Consider the following 21532-nt stretch of genomic DNA (forward strand, 5'->3'; position numbering starts at 1 on the left):
CCTAGCCCATCGAGGTCATAAGCTAATTTAGAATTGAAGGCAAAGAACGCCTTCTATTCTAAATCATCTTATTTGCCTTAGGCTGATCAAGGCGCTTGCGCTTTTGTTCTGTTAGTTTAGAAAAATCCTAAAAATTAATTTTTGTATTGACGAATATTCAATTCGATTGTATTATATATCTTGTGCCTCAGAAGAGGACGTTGAGATAAGTTATGGCGGTGTAGCTCAGCTGGCTAGAGCGTACGGTTCATACCCGTGAGGTCGTGGGTTCGACTCCCTCCGCCGCTACCATTCTAAAAATAGAAATTTGAGGTTAAAAGTTAGATGGATGTATTGCTTCGATGCCATACAAAAACCTCTAACAACTCATATCTATCCTCAAACATCTAAATCTCTAAATCGGCCCGTTGGTCAAGCGGTTAAGACACCGCCCTTTCACGGCGGTAACACGGGTTCGAATCCCGTACGGGTCATCCAAAAAGTTGCTAATGCTAGCAACTTTTTTTGTTTTTCTCCTTTAACTTACATAATCCTAACTAGCCAAGACTTGATTCATAACTTTTTGACGAAAGACATAATAAAAAACTTCAAAACACTTGGATATTTGTCGCATTTTTCAAAAACAGTCGAACTGTTTTTGGAATATACTACCTTCATTTGACAAAATCCTGTTCAAACCTTCGATATAATTACAAGCAACAATGAACTAGTGGGGGAATGAGCGATGGAAAAAGTGGAAAGAAGGTTAATGGAGCCGATTTCGGATTTGGGCATGGCAAAAACCCACCAAGTGGTCAATCGATTCTTTCATCGATTTTCTTCTAAACTACAGGTCTTCCTCTTACATAAAGGACTTGTGTATGTTTTAATTGGGTTTTTATTAGGACGAGCTATTATTTTATCGGAGGTATTGCCATTCGCATTACCATTCTTCGGAGCAGTCTTGCTCATGAAAAAGGATAAGGCACTTTTAGCAGGTCTATCGTTAATTGCGGGTGGGTCTACGGTTTCCTTTGAGGTTTCCTTAATCATTACGATGTCCATAATAGGCTTTCTTGTAATCAAGAGACTATCGGCGTATGTGTTTAAAGATCAATTAAAAATTCTCCCTTTTGTTATTTTTGGGACTGTGGCTATAACAAGGATTGTCTATTCATTGGCGATGAAATCCTCATTAACATTATATGATTATATGATGGCAGGAGTTGAATCTGGTTTATCATTTATACTAACGTTAATTTTTCTTCAAAGTATCCCACTCATATCAGCTCGGAAATACAAACAATCACTAAAGGTTGAAGAAATTATTTGCATCATGATTTTACTAGCATCCGTAATGACAGGCCTTGTTGGGGTTTCTTATCAAAATCTCCAGGCGGAGCATATATTTTCTCGATATATTGTTCTCTTGTTTGCATTCATAGGAGGCTCAAGTATAGGCAGTACAGTAGGGGTCGTTACTGGATTGATTTTAAGCTTAGCTAATGTAGGAAATTTATATCATATGAGTCTACTGGCTTTTTCAGGTCTATTAGGTGGCCTTTTGCGAGAAGGTCAAAAGATAGGAACAGCTATTGGGCTGCTAATTGGCTCTGTACTGATATCATTATATGGACAAGGATCAGCGGACTTAATGACAACTTTACTTGAGTCGATGATCGCTATTTTATTATTCTTGATTACACCGAAAGCAATAACAGGGAGACTTGCAAGACATATCCCTGGAACGAATGAACATGCCCAGGAACAACAGCAATATGTTCGGAAAATACGTGATGTAACAGCTCATCGTGTGGATCAATTTTCTCAAGTTTTTCATGCATTATCTGAGAGCTTTGCGACCTTTTATGATAAAGAAGAAACGGATGATGAACAAAGGGAAACTGATTTATTCCTAAGTAGTATAACTGAAAGTACTTGTCAGCATTGTTTTAAGAAAGAGAAGTGCTGGGTTGAGAACTTTGATAAAACTTATGATTTTATGCAGACAATTATGCATGAAACGAAACAACATACGTACCAAAACAATATAAAAGTAAAAAAAGAATTTGCACGTCATTGTTCAAAGGCAAATAAAGTGGAAGAGGCGATAGAGCAGGAAATTAATTATTTTCAAGCAAATCAGAAGCTTAAAAAAGAAGTTCAAGAAAGTAGACGATTGGTTGCAGAACAATTATTAGGTGTTTCACATGTTATGGAGGATCTTTCGAAGGAAATTAAAAGAGAACGAGAAAATCACTTTGTACAGGAAGAACAAATTCTAGATGCATTACAAAACTTCGGAATTGAAATTGTAAATGTAGATATATATAGCCTAGATCAAGGGAATGTAGATATTGAAATGAGTATCCCATTCTGTAATGGTCATGGAGAATGTGAAAAAATTATTGCGCCGATGTTGTCTGATATTTTAGAGGAGTCTGTTATTGTGAAAAGTGAGGAATGTGCTAATTATCCTAATGGGTATTGTCATGTATCATTTGGATCGGCTAAAAAATTCCGAATTGAAACAGGTGTAGCACATGCAGCAAAGGGTGGTGGCTTAGTATCTGGTGACAGCTATTCTATGATTGATTTAGGGGTAGGGAAATACGCTGTTGCGATTAGTGATGGAATGGGTAATGGTGTAAGAGCCCATTTTGAAAGCAATGAAACCATTAAGCTTCTGCAAAAGATTTTACAATCGGGGATCGAAGAAAAAGTTGCGATTAAAACGATTAATTCGATTCTATCTCTTAGGACGACAGATGAAATTTTTTCAACACTTGATCTCGCAATTGTGGATCTTCAAGATGGAAGTAGTAAATTTTTGAAAATTGGATCGACTCCAAGCTTTGTAAAACGAGGAGATAAAATAATTCAAATTCAGGCTAGCAATCTACCAATGGGGATTATTGATGAATTTGACGTGGATGTTGTGGGAGAAAAGCTAAAAGCGGGAGATCTGCTTATCATGATGAGTGATGGTATTTTTGAGGGACCAAAACATGTTGAGAATTACGACTTATGGATGAAGCGGAAAATTAATGAGATTAAGACAACTGATCCTCAGGAGGTCGCAGATCTTATTATGGAGGAAGTTATCAGAACAAGATCTGGGAAAATCGAAGACGATATGACGGTGGTTGTATCATCTATTGAGCACAATACCCCGAAATGGGCTAGTATTCCTGTAACAAAGAAAAAAATAGGTTAAGAATAAACTAGAGTATAAAAACCCTACCTTCTGGCGAGGATGATACTAATGAAAATTCATATAAGTCACGTGTGAATATTGAATTTGAAAAATTAGGCGTCTCTCTAGGAGGGTGTATATGGCAAAGGGTCATTTAAAGCAAATTTTATTAATTACTGACGGTTGCTCAAACCATGGGGAAGATCCAATCGCAATGGCTGCATTAGCTCAGGAGCAAGGAATAACAATAAATGTAATTGGTGTCATAGAAGAGAACGTAATCGACCAAAAAGCGATTCAGGAAATTGAAGGAATCGCAATGTCAGGTGGTGGTGTTCACCAAATCGTATATGCGCATCAGTTATCTCAAACTGTACAAATGGTAACAAGAAAGGCTATGACACAAACACTTCAAGGAGTTGTTAATAAGGAGCTCCAGCATATTCTTGGGAAGCATACATCAATGGAAGAGTTACCACCTGAAAAAAGAGGAGAGGTAATGGAGGTTGTAGATGAACTAGGGGAAACTGTGAGTTTAGAAATCCTCGTATTAGTTGATACAAGTGCAAGCATGAAGCCGAAGCTTCCCACAGTAAAGGAAGCACTTCTAGACCTTTCAATAAGCCTTAATTCAAGAATTGGAGAAAATCAATATTCAGTATCAGTATTTCCTGGGAAAAAGGATGAGGTAGAACAGGTCCTTGATTGGACGCCTAAGCTTGAATCACTATCATCCATTTTTCCAAAGCTTTCAACAGGAGGTATTACACCTACTGGTCCTGCAATAAGAGATGCAATCCAACATTTTAAGAATAAACGTTCCTTAAGGGGTTTATTAAGAAATGAAGAAGAATACTACGATGAATCAGGTATGTAATCTTTCTTCGGGTACTATAGTAAATGGTAAGTGGAACGGTGAGAATTACACCGTTATAAGGCTGCTTGGAAAAGGTGCAACAGGCAACGTATACTTAGCTGATAGTAAAAAAGGGAAAGTCGCTCTTAAGTTGAGTGAAAATAGTATGGCGATTACTTCAGAGGTAAATGTGCTTAAGCGTTTTTCTAAGGTCCAAGGTACTTCGCTTGGACCTTCTTTGCTTGATGTAGATGATTGGAAAGTAGATTCGCAAAAAATCCTTCCTTTTTATGTGATGGAATATGTACAAGGTAATAATTTCCTTGAATTTATTCAAGAACGAGGAATAGTGTGGGCAGATGTTTTGATCCTTCAGTTACTATCCAATCTAGAAAAGCTTCATCAACAAGGGTGGGTTTTTGGAGACTTGAAGCCAGAAAACTTGTTAATATCAGGTCCGCCCCCAAAAATAAGATGTATCGATGTTGGTGGTACAACACAGCAAGGAAGGTCTATTAAAGAGTTCACAGAGTTTTTTGACCGAGGATATTGGGGGTTAGGTACGCGAAAGGCTGAGCCGTCTTACGATCTTTTTTCAGTAGCGATGGTTCTTATAAATGCATCATTTCCTAAACGTTTTACAAAAAAGGTGGATGTGGATGGGAAAACTCAATTGTTTGAACGAATTGAGCAGCATCCATACTTGCTTAAACATAAGCAAGTTTTACAAAAAGCACTTTTAGGGAAATATACAAGTGCATTAGAAATGAAAACAGACTTTGTTCACCTGCTTTCTGTAGAAACAAACAAAGCAAAGCCAAGAACACAAACGTATAAAACTCAAATGGCTACAGCTAACAAGGCAAAGAGTCAGTCACCAAAAAGTGCAAACTCTCAAGCTAATCAAACAAGAAAACAAGCAAAGAAAACAAAAAGAAGAAAAAAAACGAGTGGTATTCTTGAAACAATTATCATTATCTTGGGAGTATTTATTATTTATTCTTTATATGCTTATCACTATTTGATGTAGAAATGAATGTAAATTTGTTCATTAAATATGATGAATATGTGAACGCATTCTTCTCCTTTGTTGTTCCTTTAGAAATAATGTTAGGATAGAGAGGGAATAAAAAAGGTATTTTGTGCAAAAGAGGGAAGAAAAGGTGGAAAAATTTTATACCCTTATTCAAAAGCACCAATTATTTGATAAGGATTCAACAGTCGTTGTTGGTGTTTCGGGAGGACCTGATTCTTTAGCATTACTCCATTTACTAATTCAAATAAAGGAAAAATGGAACCTAAAGCTAGTTGCTGCACATGTTGATCACATGTTTAGAGGTGTGCAATCAAAAGAGGAAATGCAGTTTGTACTCGATTTCTGTAGGGAACATCAAATTACATGTGAAGCAAAGCAAATTGATGTAACTGCATACGCCACTCAGCATAAATTAAGTTCTCAAGTAGCTTCGAGAGAATGCAGATATGGTTTTTTTAAAGAGGTTTTAGATAAGTATGAGTCAAGTTACTTAGCACTTGGTCATCACGGTGATGATCAAATCGAAACGATCTTAATGAGAATGGTAAGAGGTAGTACAGGAAAGGCACTTGCAGGTATTCAGTTAAAGCGTAAATTCCATAATGGATACATCATTAGGCCTTTGCTTGGGTATACAAAGGAACAAATCCTAAGGTATTGTAGGGATCAACAATTAATGCCGAGGTTTGACCCTAGTAATGAAAAGACTGATTATACTAGAAATCGTTTTAGAAAATATGTGCTACCCTTTCTGAAAAAAGAAAATCCATTGGCACATGAAAGATTTCAGTATTTTAGTGAAACCTTATTAGAGGATGAAACGTATTTACAGGTATTAACGAAGCAACATATGAATACAGTATTGAAAAGAAAAGAAACGTCAGCTGTCGAGATAGACATCGATAGGTTTAAAAGCCTACCTTTGCCTTTACAAAGAAGAGGTATTCAACTAATATTAAACTATCTATACGAAAATATTCCAACTTCTCTATCTTCAATACATATCGAGAGTTTACTGACGTTACTCTCACAAGATCACCCTTCAGGTTCACTTGATTACCCAGGCGGTCTAAAAGTGATTAAATCATATCAAAATTGTTTGTTTACTTTTGAACAAGATGAAGTAAAGAAGTACTGTTTTGATCTTGAAATCCCTTCCGTTGTCATACTTCCAAATGGGTATAAAATAACGTGTGAATTAATAAAGAATGATTCTATTGAGCCTATAGGAAATGAATCATTCCTTTTAAATCCCAAAACGTTAGTTGGACCGCTTATTGTTCGAACAAGGGAACAGGGAGATAAAATCAAATTGAAGGGCATGAACGGTCGGAAAAAGGTAAAAGATATATTTATTGATGAAAAAATACCATTACATAGCCGATATTCATGGCCGATAGTAGAAGATGGAGATGGGAACATCCTTTGGTTACCAGGCTTAAAAAAATCAATTTTTGAAGCTGAAAATGGAAGCGGGGATGAATACGTAGTATTACATTATAAGGAGCAATGATCTTCTAGGGGGCACACTTTTATGAGACAAGATATTGAAGAAATTTTAGTGACTGAAGAACAAATTCAAGATAAGGTGAAGGAGTTAGGAAAGGCCCTAACTGAAGAGTATAAAGATCGCTTTCCACTTGCTATAGGTGTACTAAAGGGCGCAATGCCTTTTATGGGTGATCTTTTAAAGAACATTGATACATATTTGGAAATGGATTTTATGGATGTTTCAAGCTATGGCACATCCACAGTTTCATCAGGAGAAGTAAAGATCATTAAGGATTTAGATACTTCTGTTGAAGGAAGAGATATATTAATTATTGAAGATATTATTGATAGTGGTTTAACTTTAAGCTATTTAGTTAAGTTATTTCGCTATCGAAAAGCAAAGTCAATTAAAATTGTTACATTGCTTGATAAACCAACTGGTAGAAAAGCGGATATTGAGGCTGATTATGTAGGATTTGCTGTTCCAGATGCATTCGTTGTTGGCTATGGACTTGATTACATTGAGAAATACAGAAATCTTCCTTATATCGGAGTTTTAAAGCCTGAAATTTATCAATAAAACCTATTAATTGAAACACAGGTTCTCTGTAGTCTAAATTGTTGTGTTACCATGATTTTCTATGATACTATTTAATATAGTCGTGTCTACTGTGGGAGGAGGTAAGGAATGAATCGGATCTTCCGTAATACCATATTTTATTTATTAATATTTTTAGTCATTATTGGGGTTGTAAGCTTCTTTACTGGTGCTAATCCTAAAACGGAACAAATAACGTATAATACTTTCATTTCTGACTTAAATAATGGGAATGTAACAGAGATGACGGTACAGCCGGTTCGTGGTGTATTTGAAGTTAGAGGTAAAATGAAGGGCTATGATGAAGACGAAACCTTTTTAACATATATACCAACAGAACAAGGGCTAGATCGAGTTGACAAAGCAGCTGAGGCAAATAACGTCAAAGAACTTGATGTTGCTCCTGCTGAGGAAACAAGTGGATGGGTTACATTTTTCACATCCATTATCCCATTCATTATTATCTTTATTTTATTCTTCTTCTTGCTTAACCAAGCTCAAGGCGGCGGCAGTCGTGTAATGAATTTTGGTAAAAGTAAAGCTAAGCTATATAGCGAAGAAAAGAAGAAGGTTAGGTTTAAAGATGTAGCTGGTGCAGATGAAGAAAAGCAAGAGCTTGTTGAGGTAGTTGAATTCTTAAAAGATCCTCGTAAATTTGCAGAGTTAGGTGCAAGAATTCCAAAGGGTGTCCTATTAGTTGGACCTCCAGGTACTGGTAAGACCTTACTTGCAAGAGCTGTTGCCGGTGAAGCAGGAGTGCCATTCTTCTCAATCAGTGGTTCTGATTTCGTTGAAATGTTTGTCGGTGTCGGTGCATCCCGTGTTCGTGATTTATTTGAGAATGCGAAAAAGAATGCCCCATGTATCATTTTCATTGATGAAATTGATGCAGTTGGACGTCAACGTGGTGCAGGTTTAGGTGGAGGTCACGATGAGCGTGAACAAACACTTAATCAGTTACTAGTTGAAATGGATGGTTTTGGTGCAAACGAAGGTATTATCATTGTTGCAGCAACTAATAGACCAGATATTCTTGACCCAGCATTATTACGTCCGGGACGTTTTGACCGTCAAATTACTGTAGATCGACCAGATGTAACAGGTCGTGAAGCTGTCTTAAAGGTACATTCTCGTAATAAGCCTTTAGATGAATCTGTTGATTTAAAAGCAATTGCTGCTCGGACTCCAGGTTTTTCTGGTGCTGATTTAGAAAACCTTTTAAATGAAGCAGCTCTAGTTGCTGCTAGACGGGATAAAAAGAAAATTGATAATACAGATCTTGACGAAGCAACAGATCGCGTTATTGCTGGTCCTGCTAAAAAGAGTCGTGTTATCTCTAAGAAAGAACGAAATATTGTTGCTTATCATGAAGCTGGACATACCATTATTGGGGTTGTACTCGATGAAGCTGATATGGTACATAAGGTTACAATTGTTCCTCGTGGCCAAGCTGGTGGATATGCTGTCATGCTTCCAAAAGAAGATCGATACTTTATGACAAAACCAGAGCTTTTAGATAAAATTACTGGTTTGCTTGGTGGTCGTGTTGCAGAGGAAATTGTCTTCGGAGAAGTTAGTACTGGGGCACATAATGATTTCCAAAGAGCAACAGGTATAGCAAGGAAAATGGTTACTGAATACGGTATGAGTGAAAAGCTTGGTCCGTTGCAATTCGGTCAATCACAAGGTGGTCAAGTGTTTTTAGGACGTGACCTTCATAATGAGCAAAACTATAGTGATGCAATTGCACATGAAATTGATATGGAAATTCAACGCTTTATTAAAGAAAGCTATGAGCGTGCTCGCCAAATTTTAACTGAAAATCGTGAAAAGCTAGAATTGGTGGCACAAACATTATTAGAAATTGAAACCCTTGATGCAGCTCAAATAGCAAGCCTTGTTGAGCATGGGAAGCTTCCTGACCGTCCGGTAGTTGTGAACGAAAGCCAAAATCAGGATGCAAAATCAGATAATGTGAAAGTAAATATTCAAACGAAAAAAGATGAAGAGGATTCTTCTGAAAAATCATAATAAAGATGAAAGATCGATGGCAAACTAATATGTCATCGATCTTTTTTTTGATAAAATGAAAAGGAATATGTAAACTAGTAAAAAGAAATATTATAAAGTGGTGATACTGATGATTCTTGTATTGGATGTAGGAAATACTAATACTGTATTAGGGGTATATGATCAGGATGTGTTAAAGCATCATTGGAGAATAGAAACAAGTCGTAATAAAACGGAAGACGAGTTTGGTATGGTAATAAAGGGGTTATTTGAACACGAAGGTCTTCCATTTAAACAAATAGAGGGGATTATCATTTCTTCTGTTGTACCGCCAATTATGTTTGCGCTTGAAAGAATGTGCATGAAGTATTTTGATGTTAAACCATTGGTTGTAGGGCCAGGAATAAAAACAGGCTTGGATATTAAATACGAAAATCCTCGTGAAGTTGGGGCAGATCGTATCGTGAATGCTGTTGCTGGTATACAAGATTATGGCAGTCCACTAATTATTGTTGATTTTGGTACAGCTACTACATATTGTTACATCAATGAACATAAGCAATATATGGGTGGGGCAATTGCACCTGGTATCAATATTTCTACTGAAGCCCTCTATTCTAGAGCTGCAAAACTACCAAGAATAGAAATTACGAGACCGAATAACATAATCGGTAAGAATACTGTGAGTGCGATGCAAGCTGGAATTTTATATGGATATGTAGGACAAGTAGAGGGAATTGTTAAAAGAATTAAAGAACAATCAAAGGAAGTACCAAAAGTTATTGCAACAGGTGGTCTAGCGTCATTAATCGCTAAAGAATCAGATTGTATTGATATTGTTGACCCATTTTTAACACTAAGAGGTTTACAGCTAATTTATGAACGAAACACATTAAAGGAATTGGGAACAGAACACAGTTTATGAAATTTGGCTCTGGTTAAAACTACTGTTATAAGTAGTTTTTAAATAGAATATTACCGGGCTTTTGTACGAAACATTACTTGAAGGCGTTATATTGGTCTTGAAATTGAAGGGAGTCTAACATCATGGATTATTTGATAAAGGCATTAGCATATAATGACCAAGTAAGAGCTTATGCGGCAAGGACAACTGAGACAATCTCTGAGGCTCAAAAAAGACATCAAACATGGCCAACTGCATCTGCTGCCTTAGGACGAGCTATGACGGCAGGGGTTATGATGGGTTCAATGTTAAAAGGGAACGCTAAGCTTACCATTAAAGTTGAGGGCGGCGGACCAATAGGGGTAATTTTAGTAGATAGTAACTCTAAAGGAGAGGTACGTGGATATGTAACGAACCCTCAAACTCATTTTGAGTTAAATAATAAAGGAAAGCTTGACGTTGCTAGAGCTGTAGGTACAGAGGGAAATCTAACAATTGTAAAGGATCTCGGCCTAAAGGATCATTTCTCTGGACAAGTACCAATTGTATCAGGAGAGCTTGGTGAGGATTTCACTTATTATTTGGTTACATCTGAACAAATTCCATCATCAGTTGGAGTTGGAGTCCTAGTAAATCCTGATAATACAATTTTAGCTTCAGGTGGATTTATCATTCAGCTACTACCTGGGACAGATGACGAAACAATTACAAAAATAGAAGAAAGGCTTAGCAAAATTGATCCTATTTCAAAGTTAATACAACGCGGGCTAACTCCAGAAGAAATTTTAGAAGAGGTTCTTGGACAAAGCAATGTCAAAATTTTAGAAAAGCAACCAGTAAAATTTAAGTGTCAGTGTTCTAAGGAACGTATTGAGAATGCCATTGTAAGTTTAGGTGAGGAAGAAATACAGTCCATGATTAATGAGGAAGGTAAAGCTGAGGCACAATGTCATTTTTGCAATGAGATCTATAAGCTAACTAGAGAGGATCTAGAGGAACTAAAGAAAGAAGCGAAATAAATGATCTGGTGAATTACTAGGAGTGGAGAAATTGAACGGAAAAACGTTATGGAGTATTATCTTTTGTTTGGTTATCATAAATTGCTTTACAGTTGGCTACTTTCTATCGAAGGAAAGGAATGTTATTCCTGTTTCGAGTAATGACCAGACAAGTGAAACAATTGCTACTATTGGGGAAACCTCCATTACAAGAGAACAATGGATGGCAGAGCTTGAGTCTCGTTTTGGGAAGGATACATTAAAGGAATTAATTAATAATCGAGTAGTGGAAGAGCTAGCAGATAAATATAAAATTACCGTTTCTGATGAGGTAATTGAACGAGAGTTAGCTGTCTATAAATCAATGTATAATTCCTTGGACGAAGGCACTTGGAGAGATCAGATACGGTATAGCATCTTGTTAGAGGAGATCCTTACTAGAGATGTATCTATTCCTGAAAAGGAAATGAAGGCTTTTTATGAAACGAATAAAGATTTATATAATATAGATGAATCCTATCATTTATCACATATAATTGTGAAAACAGAAAATGAAGCAGACTTAATCGTTGAGGAGCTTAATGGTGGTTCTAGCTTTGAAGCGCTAGCCCTGGAAAAATCACTTGATGAATTTACTGCTAATTCAGGTGGTGATATTGGATTTGTTTCGAACGATAATGAGTTTATTTCTAGTGAGTACCTCGAAATAGCGCCTAAGTTAAGTGAAGGAGAATGGAGCGAACCATTCGAGGTCGAAACAGGATATGCAGTTATTTTACTTCATGAAAGGCTTGAAGGGAAATCCTACAGCTATGAGGATGTAAAGGGACAAATCCGGAGACAAATTGCTCTAGAGCAGATGGATGGTTCTGTGACAGTTGAACCATTGTGGGAAGAATTGAATGTTACTTGGTTTTATGGAAAGTAAGTAGCAAAAAATAGTTCAAATAGCATAAAAGGTTTTGACAATTATGAAAATAATTGTTATATTACATATAAATCCAATAAATTTACTCGGGATAGAGGAGGAAGAATATGGCACGCGTAGCAAATTCTATACATGAATTAATCGGGGAAACACCAATTGTAAAGTTAAATAGACTTGTAGATGATAATAGTGCTGATGTTTACTTAAAGCTTGAATTTATGAATCCAGGTAGTAGTGTCAAAGATCGTATTGCTCTTGCTATGATTGAAGCTGCTGAGAAAAGCGGTGATTTAAAAGATGGAGATACAATCATTGAGCCAACTAGTGGAAACACTGGTATTGGACTTGCGATGGTAGCAGCTGCTAAAGGTCTAAAAGCTATTATCGTTATGCCTGACACAATGAGTATGGAGCGTAGAAACTTGTTGCGTGCTTATGGAGCTGAACTTGTTCTAACTCCAGGTTCTGAAGGTATATCAGGATCGATTCGCAAAGCAGAAGAGCTATCAAAAAAGTACGGCTACTTTATGCCTCAACAATTCAAAAATGAAGCAAATCCTGAAATTCACCGCTTAACAACAGGTAAGGAAGTTGTGTCACAAATGGGTGAGCAATTAGATGCCTTCATCTCTGGAATTGGTACAGGTGGAACAATTACAGGAGTAGGCTCAGTCCTTAAAGAGAACTATCCATCAATAAAAATTTATGGATTAGAACCTGCAGATTCTGCAATCCTTTCGGGTGGAAAACCAGGTCCGCATAAAATCCAAGGTATCGGTACAGGATTTGTTCCAGATACTTTAAATACAAATATTTATGATGAAGTTATTACTGTTAAAAATGAAGAAGCGTTTGAAACAGCTAGAAGAGCAGCTAAAGAAGAAGGAATTCTAGGTGGGATTTCATCAGGTGCGGCAATTTTCGCTGCGTTAAAGGTAGCAAAAGAGCTTGGAAAAGGTAAGAAGGTTCTTGCAGTGCTTCCTAGTAATGGAGAGCGTTACTTAAGTACTCCATTATACCAATTCGATTAATATCGGTTTAATACCCGTAAAATAGCTTGGAAAGAGGTTTGACTAAAAAGGTCAACCTCTTTTCTTTATATCATTATATGCATTAAGGATTGCAGCATACTAAAAGCACTAGGTCTTACTTTTTGGCTCTGTTAAAGCTCACTGTTGATATTGGCACTTTGTTGAATTGTTGCGGATATGTGAGACTCCTGTGGGAGAGCGAGTCCAAGGGAGACTCACGCAGGTGCAAAGCACCGAGGAGGCCCCCAGACCATCCGCAGAAAGCGAACGCCTACAGCGGAAATCAACAACCAAATTTAACAGAGCCTACTTTTTAAATAAAATAATAAAATCATTATGGTTTCTCCCGCACATTTATGTAAAATGTAAGTAAGAGTTTTAAAGGAGAGATTTGTCATGCAGCAACGAAGGGCATCTTTAAGCATAAGTTTTGATTATAAGGGCAACTTTTTTGACCAATATAAGTATTTAACAAGAGATGAAGATCAGCATGCATTTTTGGAAAGCGGTCGAGGTGGTAGATACAGCATTGCTGGTATAAGACCGATTGCTACTGTAAAGGGTAAAAACCATCAACTTTTCATCACCGATAAACAAGGTATGAATGTTTTAGAAGGGGAGCCACTTGATCTTTTTCATAATTGGTTTCGTCAATTTCAAACTGTAACAGATCCAAGCTTACCAGATTTTCAAGGTGGAGCGATTGGCTTTATGAGTTATGACTGTGTTAGGTATTTTGAAAAGCTACCTAGTGTGGCAATTGACGATTTAGAAACGCCTGATCTGTATTTTTTGCTTTTTGATGATGTCGCTGTTTTTGACCATCACACATCCAAGCTTTGGTTAATAACACATTATTACGATAAGCAGGAAGAACAGACTGCACGAGCAAAGTTGCAAAAGATGAAGGAAAATTGGACCAATGAGCCGAATATACACGAACATGTAAATGAAGTGCACAGAGCAGCTACTAAAGATCCAATTACCTTCACTAAAGCCTCATTCATGAAAGCAGTTGAAAAAATTAAACAATATATTTCTCAAGGCGATGTGTTTCAAGTGAATTTGTCTATTAGACAGCACTTTCAATTAGAAGATAATCATCCACTCGAGATCTATGAAGTATTACGAAAGCTTAATCCTTCTCCTTATATGGGATATTTGCATTTTCCCGAGTTTCAAATTGTGAGTGGATCACCTGAGCTATTGGTGAAAAAACAAGGTAGCTCCGTAAGTACCCGGCCAATTGCTGGGACAAGGTCTAGAGGCAAGAATGAAGAAGAGGATACGAGACTTGCAAATGAATTAATTGAAAATGAGAAGGAAAGAGCCGAGCATGTCATGCTTGTTGATTTAGAGAGAAATGACTTAGGAAGAGTTTGTGAGTATGGATCTGTCCATGTTGATGAATTTATGGTTATTGAGAAGTATTCACATGTAATGCATATCGTTTCAAATGTAAAAGGGAATTTAAAAAAAGAAGCAAATTATGCAGATGTTATCAAAGCGACCTTTCCTGGTGGTACAATAACAGGAGCACCTAAAGTGAGAACCATGGAAATAATCGAGGAGCTAGAGCCTACAAGGCGAGGGATTTATACTGGTTCCATAGGTTGGATTGGCTTTGATGAAAACATGGAGCTAAATATCGTCATTCGTACGTTACTGGCTAAAGATGGTTATGGGTATGTACAATCTGGAGCAGGTATTGTTATTGATTCCAATCCAGAGTATGAATATAAAGAGTCTTTAAAAAAGGCAAGAGCTATGATTAAGGCAATTGAGTTGAGTAAAGAAGAGAAAATATTAGGCTGAGGTGAGTATAGTGATTTTAATGATTGATAATTATGATTCTTTTACGTTTAATTTAGTGCAATATTTGGGTGAGCTTGGAGAAGAGTTGGTTGTAAAGCGTAACGACGAAATCACCATTTCGGAAATTGAAGAGCTAAATCCGCAATTTCTTATGATTTCTCCAGGACCATGTAGTCCAAATGAAGCAGGAATTAGCATGGAAGCAATTGAGTATTTTGCTGGAAAAATTCCTATATTTGGTGTGTGTCTCGGACATCAGTCCATTGCTCAAGTATTTGGTGGGGACGTTGTGCGTGCAGAACGACTAATGCATGGAAAAACATCAGAGATAAACCACAATGGAGAAACATTATTCAAGGATATGGACAATCCATTTACAGCAACTCGCTATCACTCGTTAATTGTGAAGAATGAGACCTTGCCGGATTGCTTAGAGGTAACAGCTTGGACAGATGAAAATGAAATTATGGCGATCCGTCATAAAACATTGCCTATCGAAGGTGTTCAATTTCATCCTGAATCAATTATGACGTCATTTGGTAAAGATTTATTAAAGAACTTTATCAATCAATATAAATTAGTAGAAAAGAGTTCGTAACGTGTATATATATTACAACTCACAGTTTATTAAAGATACTGAAGCCACGATTTCTCCATTCGATCATGGCTTTCTTTATGGCTTAGGAGCCTTTGAAACCTTCAGGATGTACAAAGGTTTCCCTTTTCTTCTTAATGACCATTTAACTAGACTGCAACATGCCTTGGATGAGTTAGAAATCTCTTATAGGGTTGACGCTGAGTATGTGTATGAAATGCTTCAGCAACTGCTCCGGTTAAATCATCTAGAGGAAGAGGATGTTACTGTCCGTTTAAATATTTCTGCAGGAAATGGCGAGGTAGGTAAGCTTTTGCAACCGTATAATCATCCAACTGTTCTTTGTTTCTTACGTAAGGCACCCCCGATTCAGAATGCAGAAAAAAATACTGCTATTTTACAGCTGCGTAGAAATACACCTGAAGGGACACAAAGATTAAAATCCCATCACTATTTAAATAATATATTGGGAAAGCGTGAATTACGAGAATCTCCTGATATGGAAGGGATTTTTTTAACTGAGCAAGGGTATGTTGCAGAAGGGATTGTTTCAAATATTTTTTGGGTGAAGGAAGATATTGTGTACACCCCTTCTATAGAAACAGGTATATTAAACGGTATTACTAGACAATTTGTCATTAAATGCTTAAATAAGCTTGGGATTCCGATTCGCGAAGGTTTTTACTCGAAAAGAGAATTATTAGATGCAACCGAAGTGATGATCACAAATTCCTCCCAAGAGGTTGTTCCAGTAAAGAAAGTGGATGAATATGTTTTCGAGGGCTATAATGGAATAATTGTACAGAAGATCAGTGAGTTATATTGTCATTATCGGTCGAAACTATTAAGTATAGATCAGTTATAAAGGACTGGATGAAAAATGAAATTTGCAACGAAACAACAAACAATTCAATGTGGAAAATATACACTTGATTACAGTGGAAAAACTCAAATAATGGGGATTTTAAATACAACACCTGATTCCTTTTCTGATGGTGGTAAGTATGTCGATATAGATAAGGCTATTTTTCATGCTAAGCAAATGATTAAAAATGGTGCTGATATTATTGATATCGGGGGAGAATCAACAAGGCCTGGTTTTGATCCAGTATCAGTTGAACAGGAAATAGAACGAACCATACCGGTAATTCGTATGCTGGCCAAGGAAATAGATGTACCGATCTCTATTGATACGTATAAAGCTGAGGTTGCTAAGCAAGCCATTGAAGCAGGTGCAACAATCATCAATGATATTTGGGGTGCAAAGGCAGATCCTGATATGGGTAATGTAGCTGCAACTTATGATGTACCAATTATCCTTATGCATAACCGTAATAATCGTGACTATGATCAATTAATTCCAGATATGATTGTTGATTTAATGGAGTCCGTTAAACTTGTAAAGGATGCTGGAGTAAAGGATGAAAAAATCATTCTAGACCCGGGCGTAGGTTTTGCAAAAACGATGGAAGATAATTTACTGGTGATGAGACATTTAGATTCTTTTGTTCAGTTAGGTTATCCTGTATTATTAGGTACATCAAGAAAATCTTTTATCGGACATGTTTTAGATTTACCTCCAATTGAACGACTTGAAGGAACCGGAGCAACCATTTGCTTAGGAATTGAAAAAGGATGCCAAATTATACGAATTCATGATGTGTTAGAGATGTCAAGAATGGCTAAAATGATGGATGCAATGCTTGGAAAAGGGGGACAAGGTCATCGATAAAATTCATGTAAATGGTATGGAGTTCTATGGGTATCATGGAGTTTTTAAGGAAGAGAATAAACTTGGTCAAAGATTTCGAGTTGATTTAACTGTAGAATTAGATTTGAAAAATGCAGGGGAATCAGACGATTTAGAGCATACTGTAAATTATGCATCACTCTATAATTGTTGTAAAAAAATTGTAGAGGGTAAACCATACAAGCTTGTGGAAGCAGTTGCTGAACAAATTGCCAAGGAAATATTCGCTGATTTTAACATTGTTCAATATTGTACGGTAAAAATGATAAAACCTGATCCGCCGATACCAGGTCATTATAAAGAAGTAGCTGTTGAAATCAAAAGGGGTAGGACATGAAGATAGAAGCGTATGTTGCACTTGGATCAAATATGGGAAACCGTGAAGAATATTTAAAAATGGCCATTCGAAAGTTGCATCTTCACCCTTCGATACATGTAGAAGATATTTCCTCAATTTATGAAACAGATCCAATTGGCTATACAGATCAAGATCAATTTTTAAATATGGTGATTAAGATAAACACTGATCTTTCAGCATTTGAACTATTAAATGTGTTGCAAGAAACCGAAATATTTCTTGATCGAAAACGTGAGGTAAAATGGGGTCCTCGAACATTAGACCTTGACATTTTGCTTTATAATCATGAAAATATTGAAGCAGAGCATCTTATTGTTCCACACCCAAGAATGTATGAACGTGCCTTTGTTTTAATTCCATTGTTTGAACTAAACAAGAACATCTGCATTCCTACTATAGAAGAACCACTTTCATCTATCATAGATCAATTACAAGATAAAGAAGGAGTACGAATATGGAAGCAGAAAAATGGGGTAGACGTATTCGCGCTTTTAGAAAGTTAAAAGGCTTTACCCAAGAGAGTTTTGCGAAGGATCTTGGTGTTTCTGTTTCTGTTCTAGGTGAAATAGAAAGAGGCAATCGTGAACCCAACAAAAAATTTATTGAAGAAGTAGCTAAAGCTCTTAATGTATCAGTAGAAGAGCTAACTCCGAATTAAACAACAAAAGGATAGGAGGGTAGAAGTATGTTTAACATTGGTGATATCGAATTGAAAAATAGAGTCGTATTAGCTCCAATGGCTGGTGTATGTAACGCAGCCTTCCGTCTAACGGTTAAAGAATTTGGTGCTGGCTTAGTTTGTGCAGAAATGGTTAGTGATAAAGCAATTTTATATAATAATGCAAAAACAATGGGTATGCTTTATATTGATGAGCGTGAAAAACCTTTAAGCCTACAAATCTTTGGTGGCGAGAAAGAAACATTAGTAGAGGCAGCTAGATTTGTTGATAAAAATACAACGGCTGATATTATAGACATAAATATGGGGTGTCCAGTCCCGAAGATAACGAAATGTGATGCAGGTGCAAAATGGCTATTAGATCCGAATAAAATCTATGATATGGTTTCTGCTGTGGTGGAAGCTGTAGAGAAGCCAGTAACAGTAAAAATGCGCATGGGCTGGGATGATGAGCATATTTATGCTGTTAGAAATGCCCAAGCAGTTGAGCGAGCAGGCGGTAAGGCAGTAGCAGTACATGGACGTACACGAGTACAAATGTATGAAGGAACTGCAAATTGGGATATCATTAAAGAGGTAAAGGAATCTGTAAATATTCCAGTTATTGGGAACGGTGATGTCACGACACCGATGGACGCTAAGCGTATGCTTGACGAAACAGGTGTAGATGGTGTCATGATTGGTCGTGCTGCATTAGGAAACCCTTGGATGATTTATCGTACAGTTAAGTATCTAGAAACTGGTGAATTAATGGATGAGCCAGGTGTACGCGAGAAAATGGAGATTTGCAAACTCCACCTAGACCGTTTAATAGCTCTTAAAAATGAGAATATAGCAGTCCGAGAAATGAGAAAGCATGCTGCTTGGTACATTAAAGGTATTAGAGGTAATGCGAAAGTAAGAAATGAAATTAATTTAATGAATACAAGAGACGAACTTGTTACACTATTAGATGAGTTTGTTTTAGAAATTGAAGCGAAACAAGAAAGTGCTAGTCAAGTTGGATAAGTATTAGGCGAGATTCAGTGGGAAACCCCACTAAATGAATTCTCACTTTATTGGTTAACGTTATGTTGTTTTACTGCCAGTATCCCCTGGCAGTTTTCTGCTTTTTATTTAGTAAACAATAGGAGTTGTTAATTATGAGTCACGATGAATTGAATCAAGAAGAATTAACTGACCAGTTAAAGGTTAGACGTGAGAAACTACATACTTTAAAGGAAAAAGGATTAGACCCATTTGGTAAACGCTTTGAAAGATCTCATCAAACAGCTGATATTCTTGCTTCATATAACGAATTCGATAAAGAAGTACTAGAAGAAAAGGCTGTTTCTGTTACGATAGCAGGTCGTATTATGACTAAGCGTGGAAAAGGAAAAGCGGGTTTCGCACATATCCAAGATTTATCTGGTCAAATTCAAATCTATGTTCGTAAGGACGCGATTGGTGAAGAGGCCTATGAAATTTTTAATACAGCAGATCTTGGTGATATTATCGGTGTAACTGGTGTTGTGTTTAAGACACAAGTAGGAGAGCTATCAATTAAAGTTAAAACTTTTGAACTGTTAACGAAATCTCTAAGACCATTACCAGATAAATTCCATGGTTTAAAAGATATTGAGCAACGTTATCGTCAAAGATACGTTGATCTAATTATGAGTCCTGAAAGTAAAAAGACTTTTATTACTCGTAGTAAAATTATTCAAGCGATGCGTCGCTATTTAGATGACCAAGGATATTTGGAAGTTGAAACACCTACTATGCATGCAATTCCTGGTGGTGCTTCTGCTCGTCCGTTTATTACTCACCATAATGCATTGGATATGCCTTTATACATGCGTATAGCTATTGAACTTCACTTGAAACGTTTAATTGTCGGTGGATTAGAAAAAGTATATGAAATTGGTCGCGTATTTAGAAATGAAGGTATTTCCACAAGACATAACCCTGAGTTCACAATGATTGAACTTTATGAAGCATATGCGGATTATCAGGACATTATGACATTAACGGAAAATGTAATTGCACATATAGCGAAAGAGGTATTAGGAACAACAACTGTTCAATATGGTGACTACGAAGTAAATCTTGCACCTGAATGGACTAGACTTCATATGGTAGATGCTATTAAAGAATACACAGGTGCAGACTTCTGGAAAGAGATGTCTATTGAAGAGGCGCGCAACCTTGCACAAGAACATAATGTTGAGATTAATGATCATATGCAATATGGCCATATAGTAAATGAATTCTTTGAACAAAAAGTAGAAGAGAAATTAATTCAACCTACGTTTATCTATGGTCATCCGGTGGAAATTTCTCCTTTAGCTAAGAAAAATGATGAAGATCCACGTTTTACAGACCGTTTTGAATTGTTTATTGTTGCTCGTGAACATGCTAATGCATTTACCGAGTTAAATGATCCAATTGATCAAAAAGAAAGATTTGAAGCGCAACTTAAAGAGCGAGAGCAAGGTAATGATGAGGCTCATATGATGGATGAAGATTTTATTGAAGCATTAGAATACGGTATGCCTCCTACGGGTGGTTTAGGTATCGGTATAGACCGTTTAGTTATGCTTTTAACTAATTCTCCATCAATTCGTGATGTACTATTATTTCCACAAATGAGACACCGTTAAAAAGGGCTCCTGCAAATTGCAGGAGTTTTTCCTTTGTCTAGGAAATTATAAAATTCTAGTACTGTGGATAAGCGCTAGGCATCCAGCTCCAGCGCAAAGCAGAAGCGAACTCCACACTCTTTATACGCTAAGTCAACATCGAACGCACGTGCTCTTCGTGTTTCCTTTGCCGCACATTTACAAAAGTCCGATAAGTTTCGCTATTCATCAGATAACCCAATGATGTAAGTCTCGCTTTATCCCTTAAGACGAGCGGATGATTGATTGTTGTGGTTTTCTTCTCAGGCAGCGGATTGTCTTATGACTCGAAGAGCTAGGAGCCGCAACTAGATTTTGGGTGCTCATTTTTCTACGTAGCTAAATGTACGCTTACGCTTTTGTTTTTCTGAAACTTTTAAAAAAAAGCTTGCTAAAGGTTAAAGTAGGTGGTATATTTGAATACGTTGCTGCGAAACAGGCAACAAACTTTATAAAAAAATACAAAAAACTTCTTGACTTTAAGTTAAAGAATTTGGTATTATAATAAAGTTGCTATAAATGATGATCTTTGAAAACTAAACAAAACCAAGCGTGCCAACGTTAATTTTTAATTAACAAAACAACGTACTATATAGTACAAACTTATGAGCTATATCAAACACTTTATTGGAGAGTTTGATCCTGGCT

At 36.7% G+C, this 21532-nt stretch carries 19 protein-coding genes and 2 tRNA genes; all 21 read left to right on the forward strand.

What is annotated here, in order from left to right:
• Positions 1-214 precede the first annotated feature (214 nt).
• The 21 genes from I7822_RS26300 (at position 215) to lysS (ending at position 20866) form a co-directional block, all read left to right on the forward strand.
• A tRNA-Met gene (locus I7822_RS26300) sits at positions 215-291 on the forward strand.
• Between the two features lie 110 nt (positions 292-401).
• Positions 402-473 (forward strand) — tRNA-Glu (locus I7822_RS26305).
• A gap of 251 nt (positions 474-724) precedes the next feature.
• The gene (gene spoIIE / locus I7822_RS26310; RefSeq protein WP_207982026.1) at positions 725-3196 is read left to right on the forward strand and encodes a stage II sporulation protein E; all 2472 of its coding nucleotides are present in this window, start codon (positions 725-727) and stop codon (positions 3194-3196) included.
• A gap of 118 nt (positions 3197-3314) precedes the next feature.
• Positions 3315-4052: a VWA domain-containing protein gene (locus I7822_RS26315; protein ID WP_207982027.1), complete on the forward strand. Its 738-nt coding sequence runs from the start codon at positions 3315-3317 to the stop codon at positions 4050-4052.
• Positions 4018-5061 (forward strand): serine/threonine protein kinase PrkT, encoded by a 1044-nt coding sequence (gene prkT / locus I7822_RS26320; protein ID WP_207982028.1) that lies wholly within the window; start codon positions 4018-4020, stop codon positions 5059-5061. Before I7822_RS26315 ends, prkT begins: the two co-directional genes overlap by 35 nt.
• Positions 5062-5194: 133 nt before the next feature.
• Positions 5195-6580 (forward strand): tRNA lysidine(34) synthetase TilS, encoded by a 1386-nt coding sequence (gene tilS / locus I7822_RS26325; protein ID WP_207982029.1) that lies wholly within the window; start codon positions 5195-5197, stop codon positions 6578-6580.
• 21 nt (positions 6581-6601) lie between these two features.
• Entirely contained in the window at positions 6602-7138 is a 537-nt protein-coding gene (gene hpt / locus I7822_RS26330) for a hypoxanthine phosphoribosyltransferase (RefSeq protein WP_207982030.1), read from the forward strand.
• 108 nt (positions 7139-7246) lie between these two features.
• A complete protein-coding gene (gene ftsH, locus I7822_RS26335; RefSeq protein WP_207982031.1) occupies positions 7247-9187 on the forward strand; it encodes an ATP-dependent zinc metalloprotease FtsH in 1941 nt (646 codons plus the stop codon).
• Between the two features lie 109 nt (positions 9188-9296).
• Complete coding sequence (locus I7822_RS26340) at positions 9297-10091, forward strand: type III pantothenate kinase (protein WP_207982032.1); 795 nt, start codon at positions 9297-9299, stop codon at positions 10089-10091.
• Positions 10092-10210: 119 nt separating this feature from the next.
• Complete coding sequence (hslO, locus tag I7822_RS26345; RefSeq protein ID WP_307847892.1) at positions 10211-11089, forward strand: Hsp33 family molecular chaperone HslO; 879 nt, start codon at positions 10211-10213, stop codon at positions 11087-11089.
• A 31-nt stretch (positions 11090-11120) separates the two neighbouring features.
• Entirely contained in the window at positions 11121-11996 is an 876-nt protein-coding gene (locus I7822_RS26350; protein ID WP_207982034.1) for a peptidyl-prolyl cis-trans isomerase, read from the forward strand.
• Positions 11997-12103: 107 nt separating this feature from the next.
• On the forward strand, positions 12104-13027 hold the full coding sequence (gene cysK / locus I7822_RS26355; protein WP_207982035.1) for a cysteine synthase A: 924 nt from the start codon (positions 12104-12106) through the stop codon (positions 13025-13027).
• 396 nt (positions 13028-13423) lie between these two features.
• Complete coding sequence (locus tag I7822_RS26360) at positions 13424-14842, forward strand: anthranilate synthase component I family protein (RefSeq protein WP_207982036.1); 1419 nt, start codon at positions 13424-13426, stop codon at positions 14840-14842.
• Positions 14843-14852: 10 nt separating this feature from the next.
• Positions 14853-15440: an aminodeoxychorismate/anthranilate synthase component II gene (pabA, locus tag I7822_RS26365; protein ID WP_207982037.1), complete on the forward strand. Its 588-nt coding sequence runs from the start codon at positions 14853-14855 to the stop codon at positions 15438-15440.
• Between the two features lies 1 nt (position 15441).
• The gene (pabC, locus tag I7822_RS26370; RefSeq protein WP_207982038.1) at positions 15442-16302 is read left to right on the forward strand and encodes an aminodeoxychorismate lyase; all 861 of its coding nucleotides are present in this window, start codon (positions 15442-15444) and stop codon (positions 16300-16302) included.
• Between the two features lie 15 nt (positions 16303-16317).
• Complete coding sequence (gene folP, locus I7822_RS26375; RefSeq protein ID WP_207982039.1) at positions 16318-17169, forward strand: dihydropteroate synthase; 852 nt, start codon at positions 16318-16320, stop codon at positions 17167-17169.
• A complete protein-coding gene (gene folB, locus I7822_RS26380) occupies positions 17162-17524 on the forward strand; it encodes a dihydroneopterin aldolase (protein ID WP_207982043.1) in 363 nt (120 codons plus the stop codon). Before folP ends, folB begins: the two co-directional genes overlap by 8 nt.
• On the forward strand, positions 17521-18048 hold the full coding sequence (folK, locus tag I7822_RS26385; protein ID WP_207982040.1) for a 2-amino-4-hydroxy-6-hydroxymethyldihydropteridine diphosphokinase: 528 nt from the start codon (positions 17521-17523) through the stop codon (positions 18046-18048). The genes folB and folK overlap by 4 nt, the downstream gene beginning before the upstream one ends.
• Positions 18000-18203, forward strand: a complete 204-nt coding sequence (locus tag I7822_RS26390; RefSeq protein ID WP_066333393.1) for a helix-turn-helix domain-containing protein — start codon at positions 18000-18002, stop codon at positions 18201-18203. The genes folK and I7822_RS26390 overlap by 49 nt, the downstream gene beginning before the upstream one ends.
• 27 nt (positions 18204-18230) lie before the next feature.
• Positions 18231-19232 carry a tRNA dihydrouridine synthase DusB gene (gene dusB / locus I7822_RS26395; protein WP_207982041.1) on the forward strand — a complete coding sequence of 334 codons (1002 nt, stop codon included), beginning with the start codon at positions 18231-18233 and terminating at the stop codon, positions 19230-19232.
• Between the two features lie 134 nt (positions 19233-19366).
• Positions 19367-20866: a lysine--tRNA ligase gene (gene lysS, locus I7822_RS26400; protein ID WP_207982042.1), complete on the forward strand. Its 1500-nt coding sequence runs from the start codon at positions 19367-19369 to the stop codon at positions 20864-20866.
• The last annotated feature ends 666 nt before the right edge of the window (positions 20867-21532 follow it).

The organism is Metabacillus bambusae, assembly GCF_017497975.1.
Taxonomy (GTDB): Bacteria; Bacillota; Bacilli; order Bacillales; family Bacillaceae; genus Metabacillus; species Metabacillus bambusae.